Origin of the sequence: Parafrankia sp. FMc2, from assembly GCF_041008525.1 — a bacterium.
GTDB lineage: Bacteria > Actinomycetota > Actinomycetes > Frankiales > Frankiaceae > Parafrankia.
In genome coordinates this window covers 1-2135 of sequence record NZ_JBFLUG010000342.1, presented here as the reverse complement: position 1 = coordinate 2135, position 2135 = coordinate 1, and the positions used below count along the sequence as shown (strand labels likewise).

The window sequence follows — 2135 nt, the reverse complement described above, 5'->3', positions numbered from 1 at the left end:
CCCGGCCCCGGACGCCCACCCGGCCGCGCCAACCGACGACAGGCGATCATCCAACCAGTCGGGAAGGCCACGGACAGGTCAACAGCCGCAGGACCTGAAGGACAGACAAGTTAAACAACAAGCTAAGCTGTACCCGAGGGAAACGGGCTTGTAGGTACGAACTGTCGGGATGTCGCCAGTGGCCGTGCCGGGGACGGTCAGGCCCAGACGGGTTCGGGCAGCGGCCAGCGACCCGCGGCCCGTGCGGCGGACGCGAGTGTCGCCTCGGCGCGCTGGCGGCGGCGCCGCACGGTGTGCGCCCGCGCCCCCTGCTCGGCCGCCAGCTCGTCGGGAGTCCGGTCATCGAGCCGGGTCACCGCCACCAGGCGCACCGCGTCCGCGGTCAGCACCTGGCTGTCACGTGCCCACCGCAGCAGGCCGATCAGCGCCTCGGCGTAGAAGGCGTGCTCGTCCACCAGTCCTCGACGGGCGCCGGCCACCACGTCCAGGTCGGCGTGGAAGTGCACCGGCCGGTCGGCCTCCCGCGCGGCGGCGACCAGACGGACCAGCCGCGTACGGACGTCGCTGAGCAGCCCCAGGTTCACCGGCCCGCGCCGGGCCCGCCAGCGGTACCCCCGGATGCTGGCCAGCAGAAGCTCCAGGGCGACCGAGGCCCGCTCCTCGTGGTCGGCCAGCAGCCACATGCTGCCCCCGTCGGGATGGCGCGGCATCCACCAGGTACGCGCGCACAGCGCCTTGAGCGCGGGCAGCAGGGCATGCACCAGCACCTGGGCGGCCAGCTGCCGCTCCTGAGCGCCGGCCTCGACACCCGGTGGGTCAGGCCTGGCCCCGCCTGTTCCTCCGGCGTCGCCGGCCTCCTCGGTCTGGTCGGCCGCTCCGGCCTGGTCGGCCTCGCCGGGGTCCTCGGAGGCGACCCGCACCAGAGCGCGCACGACCCTGGCGAGACGGACCTGGTCCGTCATGTCCTGCGCGGCCGCGAGCAACTCCCGCGGGTCTTCCAGCCCGGCCAGATCCGGGTCGACCCGCGCCCACCGGATGGTGGCCGCGCACAGCCGGGAACTCTCGACGATCCTGCTCCACTCGGCGTCGAGCAGGTCGAAGACCACGACCCGCCGGGACACGATGGACGGGCTGCCGGGCGCGGACGGAACACGAACAGAGGACACGGCGTCTCCGATCTCGAGTGCGATCGCAGCCACCGTCGAACCCGAACTTGCCGACCCCATTGCCCCCACAGCCGGGCAACCAGCCCCTGACCAGGGGCAACACCACGTGCTCCCCGCTCCGCCGGCTCCGGGCAACCTGCTGCCCGGGCCTCGGACAATCAGCCGGGCAACCTCACCCTGCGCCCGGGTTCCCGACCCGCGTGGGAGACGCTGGTTGCCCGCAGAGCCACCGGCGCCCCTGCATCTCGCGCCGCGCGGCATCCTGTGCAGGGTGGAGACCTTCGACGCGCCCGGTGACGACCCCACCGGGTCCGCGGACAGCCCTCTCGACTGGCCCGCCGACCGCCTGATCGGCTATCAGGAGTTCGCCGACCTCATCACCGCGATGACCGGCAAGCCGATCGCGGTGGCCACCCTGCGCAAGTACGCCAGCGGCGGCCTGCTGTGCGAACCCGACGAGATGCTCGCCGACCGCAAACGCTGGCGCGTGGCCACCGCCCGCCACTGGCAGGAGAACCGCAGAGGCCGCGGCGCCCCCGGCCACCCGCGCCCCAGCCGCCGGAAGACAGACTGACCGGCCAACTTCCTCACTTCTCCACCCGCGACAAGCCCGGCAGTCGGAATCGCGATGATGCTCCGCCCTCGCCTCAGCCCGCCTCGGTTCGAGCGATCCCTGCGACCTGGCCGGCAGGACTTCACATAGGAATACCCGCAGGTTTCAGTCGGACTCAACTCTGACGATCTCTGCGACCCGCGCCGTATGGATACATCCGCTGCCTTCAGTTTAAAACCGACTCGGTTCCGGCGATTCTGCGACGCCCCAGACGTGACCAGGACCCACCCTGTCCATGGCCATGAAAAAGTGGCTCTGGCGCAAATTCCGTGAAGGAGGGTGTGATGATCTCTATCGGTCGAGGAGGACGCGCTTGCGGAGCAGATCGGGCTCGGCGCGGCCGTACATCTGACGTT

Annotated in this window: 2 protein-coding genes; one reads left to right on the top strand and one right to left on the bottom strand. The window is 71.1% G+C overall.

The features are described 5' to 3' along the window. Positions 1-197 precede the first annotated feature (197 nt). Positions 198-1166: a hypothetical protein gene (locus tag AB1460_RS37030; protein ID WP_368967195.1), complete on the bottom strand. Its 969-nt coding sequence runs from the start codon at positions 1164-1166 to the stop codon at positions 198-200. 214 nt (positions 1167-1380) lie between these two features. Between AB1460_RS37030 and AB1460_RS37025 the strand changes: the two genes are divergently transcribed. After that, positions 1381-1740 (top strand): hypothetical protein, encoded by a 360-nt coding sequence (locus AB1460_RS37025; RefSeq protein WP_368967193.1) that lies wholly within the window; start codon positions 1381-1383, stop codon positions 1738-1740. Positions 1741-2135: the final 395 nt, after the last annotated feature.